Source organism: Bradyrhizobium sp. UFLA05-112 (assembly GCF_053572325.1).
This window is the reverse complement of record NZ_JBANBK010000168.1, coordinates 1-6,534: the sequence shown is the minus strand read 5'-3', so window position 1 is coordinate 6,534 and position 6,534 is coordinate 1. Positions and strand designations below refer to the sequence as shown.

Annotated in this window: 4 protein-coding genes and 1 pseudogene; all 5 read left to right on the top strand. The window is 54.8% G+C overall.

Annotation, left to right across the window (positions count from 1 at the left end; genetic code table 11):
• A pseudogene (locus tag SO180_RS41750) lies at positions 1–459 on the top strand (hypothetical protein); the annotation flags it as partial.
• Positions 456–2,102 (top strand): type I restriction-modification system subunit M, encoded by a 1,647-nt coding sequence (locus SO180_RS41745; RefSeq protein WP_449384594.1) that lies wholly within the window; start codon positions 456–458, stop codon positions 2,100–2,102. The pseudogene SO180_RS41750 and the gene SO180_RS41745, both read left to right, overlap by 4 nt.
• A gap of 433 nt (positions 2,103–2,535) precedes the next feature.
• Positions 2,536–3,594 carry an ABC-three component system protein gene (locus SO180_RS41740; protein WP_449384593.1) on the top strand — a complete coding sequence of 353 codons (1,059 nt, stop codon included), beginning with the start codon at positions 2,536–2,538 and terminating at the stop codon, positions 3,592–3,594.
• A gap of 376 nt (positions 3,595–3,970) precedes the next feature.
• Positions 3,971–5,425 (top strand): AAA family ATPase, encoded by a 1,455-nt coding sequence (locus SO180_RS41735; RefSeq protein WP_449384592.1) that lies wholly within the window; start codon positions 3,971–3,973, stop codon positions 5,423–5,425.
• A gap of 201 nt (positions 5,426–5,626) precedes the next feature.
• Positions 5,627–6,400, top strand: a complete 774-nt coding sequence (locus SO180_RS41730) for a hypothetical protein (RefSeq protein ID WP_449384591.1) — start codon at positions 5,627–5,629, stop codon at positions 6,398–6,400.
• Positions 6,401–6,534: the final 134 nt, after the last annotated feature.

The window sequence follows — 6,534 nt, the reverse complement described above, 5'->3', positions numbered from 1 at the left end:
TTCTTCAACGTGCTGGGCAATGAACTCGGCAAGAAGGCGCATCGTCACTTCTTGAGCAAAGGCGCTGGAGATACCTATCTTCTGCGCGACACCAGTAACACGCCTTTCTTTCACCACGTGGCCTCACTGCGAGAGCTATGCGAGGTGGCTAACTCGGGCGAGCTGCGCACATACCACTTCAACGTGATGCGGGCGATCATGGAAAAGACGGCCAGCTTCCACGGTTATGGAAACTTCGCCGACTGTATTCGCCCCGACAAGGACGACGACCCGGACAAGACGATGTATGCCCGCCTGGTGAACATCATGAGCCACGGCAACTATTCGCTCTACGAGCCGGTGCCTATGATGGACGAGAACAAGGCCATCTTCAGAAAGCTTCTGAGCGACTTTCGCAAGCACTTTCCGTTCAACTCCACTCTCTTCGAAGACCCGGAGAACGAGGCGCCGCCAGCATGACCGAACAAGACCAGAAAGAACTTGGCAAGACCCTCTGGAGCATCGCCGACCAGCTGCGCGGGGCGATGAACGCGGATGACTTCCGCGACTACATGCTGTCGTTTCTGTTCCTGCGCTACCTGTCAGACAATTACGAGCACGCAGCTAGGAAGGAGTTGGGAACGGACTATCCGAAGAACGACGCCGGTGCGACCAATGGTGACGCCAAGCCGCTGCTGGTGCGCTGGTATGAGCAGAACGCCGCCGACGTGGCTGAATTCGAGAAGCAGATGCGCCGCAAGGTGCACTACGTCATCCAGCCGGAATATCTGTGGGGTAGTATCGTCCACCTGGCCAAGACGCAGAGTGGCGAACTGCTTGATACGCTGCAAAAGGGCTTCAAGCATATCGAAGAAGAGTCCTTCCAGAGCAATTTTCAGGGCCTGTTCTCCGAGATAAACCTCGCGTCCGACAAGCTGGGCCGCAAGTACGAAGAGCGCAATGCCAAGCTGTGCTCCATCATCTCGGAACTGGCGCGCGGCATGTCGCAGTTTTCCACCAGTACCGACACGCTGGGTGATGCCTACGAATACTTAATCGGACAATTTGCGGCGGGCTCGGGCAAGAAAGCGGGCGAGTTTTACACGCCGCAACAGATTTCCAGCATCCTCTCGGCTGTCGTCACGCTCGATGGGCAAGAACCAGCCACCGGCCCGCGCAAGAAGCTGGAGGGCGTATTCGATTTCGCCTGCGGCTCGGGGTCGCTGCTGCTGAACGTGCGGCATCGCATGAAGGATGCGGGTGGCACGATCGGCAAAATCTACGGGCAGGAGTACAACGTCACCACCTACAACCTGGCGCGCATGAACATGCTGCTGCACGGGATGAAGGACACCGAGTTCGAAATTTACCATGGCGACACGCTCACAAACGCCTGGGACTTTTTGCGCGAGACCAACCCGGCAAAGAAGCCGCGGTTCGACGCCGTGGTCGCTAACCCGCCGTTCAGCTATCGCTGGGAGCCGACGGACGCGATCAGCGAGGACATGCGCTTCAAGAGCCACGGCTTGGCGCCCAAGAGCGCGGCGGACTTAGCCTTCTTGCTGCACGGTCTGCACTACCTCAAGGATGACGGCGTGATGGCCATCATCCTGCCGCACGGCGTCCTGTTCCGCGGCGGCGTGGAAGAGCGTATTCGGCGCAAGCTGCTGGACGACGGGCATATCGACACCGTTATCGGGCTGCCGGCTAACTTGTTCTATTCGACCGGCATTCCGGTCTGCATCCTGGTGCTGAAAAAGTGCAAGAGGCCGGACGACGTGCTCTTCATCAACGCGGCAGAGCACTTTTTAAAGGGGAAGCGGCAGAACCAACTGACGGATCAGCACATCGAAAAGATCGTTGCAACTTACCAGCACCGGAAAGAGGATGCCCGCTACGCCCGGCGTGTCTCGATGAATGAGATTGCAGAAAATGACTACAACCTGAACATCTCGCGCTACGTCAGCACAGCGCTCGAAGAAGCGGAGGTTGACTTGGCGGCCGCGCGCGCGGAGCTGGTTAGGATTGAGGGCGAGATCGCCAAGGCAACCGCCAAGCACAATGAGTTTTTGAAGGAGCTTGGCATACCCCTACTGCCCGTGGTCAGACTTGATGCGAGCTGAGCCGTGTTAATTGGCCCAATGCTGCTAGGCGTCCTCTCTCCCAAATGAACGATGCAATACTCGCAGAGGTAACAGTAAGCACCGTAATAGACGGTGCTGCCAGACAGGATTGAACTACTAAGGCGGCAACCCTGCTTGATATTGATTTTATTGTACGTTTCGGTCCGGCGATCTGTTTTTGTGTGGCACTCTTGGGTGGCGCATTGGATGCAGATTACCTTTGCTGCCTTGAGCTTGCAGCTTCTTTCTTGCCGCTGCTCACAATTTGCAGGAACCCCTATGCCGGTAGTGCGCTGTTGCCTTCGGTCGCGCACCGTCGCGTCGGAGCCGGTCATTGACCGACTCAACCTTAGTCTAGGACAAAACATCTTACGTAACTTGCGCAAACTGCGATATCTTTTAGGTTGCAAATTCCCGATTCAATGAGTTACGCTTGTCCACTAGCTCGACCTTCTTCGCAACAATTTCAGCAAATGGCGGTTCCGCGGACGTCATCTTCGTACATGGTCTAACCGGTGACCCTGTCGAAACGTGGTCGTCCAAAGGAACCCATGAAGCGGAGGGACCTTATTGGCCAAAATGGCTAGTAACCGATCTTCCGCATCTCAATTTTTACACGTTGGGTTATCCGGCAAGCCTCTTTGCTCAATGGGCAAAGAAGGAAATGGACCTTTACCAACGCGCGAAGAATGTCCTCGAAACTTTGGCGGGATACGAGTTCGGGAATCGCCCACTCGTTTTCGTTTGTCACAGCTTGGGAGGCCTTCTCGTCAAGCAAATCCTCCGCACGGCAAAGGAGTCGCCTGACGAAGACTGGCACAAGGTCGCAGACAACTGTTGGGGTGTGCTGTTCCTTGCCACTCCTCATAGCGGCTCCAGTCTGGCCGACGTTCTAAAAGCCTTTTCCGGGTGCTTCAGTTCTCCGCATGTTGACAAGCTTCTGGAAGACAGCTCGCAGCTTGATGAACTCAACGCCAGCTTTCGGACGTTTTGTCAGGCTCGCAAAATCCATGTCACCGCTTACCATGAGATGCACAAAACTCATAAGCTGGCAGTGATCGTGGACGCAAAGGGTGCCGACCCCGGTGTCAACGCAAGCGTCCCTATTCCGATCGATGCTGATCATTTGAATATCTGTAAGCCGGGCAGCCGCAGCAGCTTGGTCTATACGAGTGTTCTGCGAAAGCTGAAGAAGCTGGTCCCGGTGGTCGCCGTCGCTGAACTGGGCGAGGCTGCACCGTTTGACGACGACAATCTAGGCGACGAAAGCTCTCGCGATCGGCGAGACTTATTTGAGAAGATGACTGCGGCAGGGCGCGAGCACGAGTACAGCTACGCCAATGATGCACAGAACAAGTTTGCGCGCTCGTTCGCAAAGCATGGACTAAAGACCGCGTCCGCCACGCTGTATAACAATCTGCTCGCCGACATTGAGCAGCGTTTTCAGAACTTGATCTTCCATCCGCTAATCTGCGGAGGCCGCATACGATGAGGCGTTTCATCGTGGCGTCAACATCATCCGCGGCGAAAACAGCTCGGGGAAATCGACGATATCGGATTTCCTTTTCTATGGCCTCGGTGGCGAGTTTGATCGCTGGAAAGATGCGGCTGCGCAATGCAGCGCTGTCCGTCTGGAGATTGAGACGGAAAGCTCTCTGCTGACCGTTCACAGAAACGTTGGAAGCAGGCAAGAGCCCGTCCTCGTATTCTACGGAGGACTAGAAGACTCGCTATCGCGGGGAATCGACGAGTGGCAAAGAGTGCCCATCCGGCGTCCGCCCGGAGGCAAAGAGCTATCCTTCACACAAATTCTCTTCAGGGCGGTGGGGATTCCGGAGGCGCCAAACGTCGACAATTCGAATGTCACGATGCATCAGATCATGCGGCTCCTCTATTCTGATCAGCAAACCCCGGCGGGAAAACTCTTCCGGTTTGAGAGCTTCGACACTCGCGATATTCGTGAAGCTGTTGGGCAGCTAGTGATTGGCGTGAACGGCTATGAACTTTACGAGACTCAGATCAAGCTGCGTCAACTAAATGCCGATTATGCTGAGAAGGATCGACTATACAAAGCCGCCTTGCTCACCTTGCCAAGGGCGGAAGGTTTAGCATCGATGGCCGCTTTGAAGGTGCGGATTAATGAGATTGTATCTCAAAGGGCCGTGCTTCTAGATGAGATCGCCAACGTCGATTCGCATGTTGCCGGCGAACAATCCGATAAATTCGTCGCGGATCGACGTGCAATGCAAACCAAGCTGCGAAAGCAAGCTTCTGACCTTCAGGAACAAGAACAGCGTTCGGGTGACCTCGTAGATGAGATTTCCGAAATACGATTGTTCGTAGAGCATCTCACAAACCAACTGGCTTCACTAAGTTCATCAGAAGAGTTGTCAGAGAAGCTTGGCACGATCGAATTTCAGTACTGCCCGGCATGTCTAAAGCCCTTGAACGGTGCTGACAGTAAGCATTGCATCGTGTGCCACCAGGAGATTGATGAGGATAAGGCTAAGTCGAGGTATTTCGAACTCAAGATAGACAATGAGCTTCAGGTGCGTGAATCGCAGCAGCTTCTGAAGTCGAAAGCTGCGGAGTTGGATGATCTACAAGGTGAATTGCGCGCCAGGCGGCGCGACTATGCGGTCGCGGTCGCTGAGTTTGCTGGACGGTATGACGTCAGTAACTCGCCCCGAGAAAGTTTTCTAGCCGAGCGAAACAAGCGCCTGGGCCGGCTAGAGCATGAAATTTCATACCTTGAAGAGCTGCGTGCGACGATACAAAATATCGATGATCTCTCTAAAGAGCGGGCCAATTTGAATGACGAAATCGATCGCCTGAAGGCGAGATTGAAGACGCTAGAGGCTTCATCGATGGCGCGGACCCGAAAGGCGATGAGCGCCGTTAGCGCCATCGGTCGGCGTCTCTTGACTGAAGACTTGCCGCGAGAAGATAGTTTTGAAAACCCGGACTCTTTCTCTGTCAATTTCGGCGACGATGCGATGCTCGTCAATGGCAAGATGAATTTTGCCGAAAGCAGCAACGTGGTGCTGAAGAACACCGCGATCCTATCGTTGCTTCTTGCTGCCTGTTATGATGCCGAATTCTGGCATCCAAAATTTTTGCTGATGGATAACATTGAAGATAAGGGGATGGAACAAGAGCGTAGCCATAATTATCAACGGCTCATTGTTCAGGAATCGCGGAAGGCGAAATTCCCGCACCAGATTATCTTTACAACGTCGATGATGGACCCCACGCTTGAAAAAAGTGGTCTCACGGTAGGGCCAAAGTATACGCGCCAGAAAAAGACGCTTGCATTGGGCTAGGTTGGCAGTTGCGTTACTCTGGCACCGCGAACACCCATCTCGATCTGCTCGCCAGAGCGGTGAGTGGCGCCGGCAACTCCTGCGGCAGGATCTATCGTGCTTCCACGGGCGATCGACGTGCATACGCAACTAAATGAACCGTGTTGGCGCAGATATGCGGTCGATCGATGACGATGAAAGTTAGAGAGACGAGCTGCAAGCATGGATGACACAACAGTGAAGGGGCAGCGACGGATGCCCGAGGTCGTTATAGGTTGCTTGCTCTCCGTTGCCGCTCTCACGGTGGGAATGGTGCTTGTGTCGGCCCCGAGAGCGGGCGAGGCATGGGGTTGGCTTTCTAAGGATGCCAGTGGCCTTTTCACTGGGCTGCAATTCGTTGTGGCGACAGCCCAAGCCGCCCTTTTCATCTATCAGCTTCACTTAATCCGCGGTAGCTTGGAGGACGCTAAGGTCGTGTCGGCCGCGGCCACGCGACAAGCTCGCGTTGCTGAAGACACGCTCACTAAAATCGAGCGTCCATATGTCTTCGTCTACAATGTCAGTTCTCTCAAGATCGACGAATGGGAGTATGAAGGGGAAACTGGAGCGACATTGAGCGTCAAATACTCGGTCGCAAACTATGGAAAGCTTCCTGCCGTCATCGAGCACATGCAAGTCAGCCTGAGCGTGCACGATGAGCCGCTGCCGCCCGCGAACTACGACTACAACCATCCCCTTGCGGTATCCGCTGTCCTTGTGCCGGGCGAACCACGAAATGACTTGCATGAGGGGCTTTCCTGGGATCGCGTGATAATTGATCCCTATCAAGGGGACACCGCGGACCTGGGCGGCAAAGAGCTATTTTTCTGGGTGATCATCCGATATCGCGGCACATTCTCTGGGGGGCACGTCACCCGAGCCTGTTGGCGACACGATGAGCGAACAGGCCAGTTCGTCGAATTTAATGGCGGCCCCGAACACAACAGTCAAACCTGACACGAAATGGGAGAGCAAAGGCAATGCCGACCGAGATGGGTGAGTATCTTGTCGGAGGAGCTATCGCCGAAAGTTGGTGACGGCGGGAATCGGGAAGGCGGCATATCGTGGGGGTGCTTGACGCCTCCACTTCT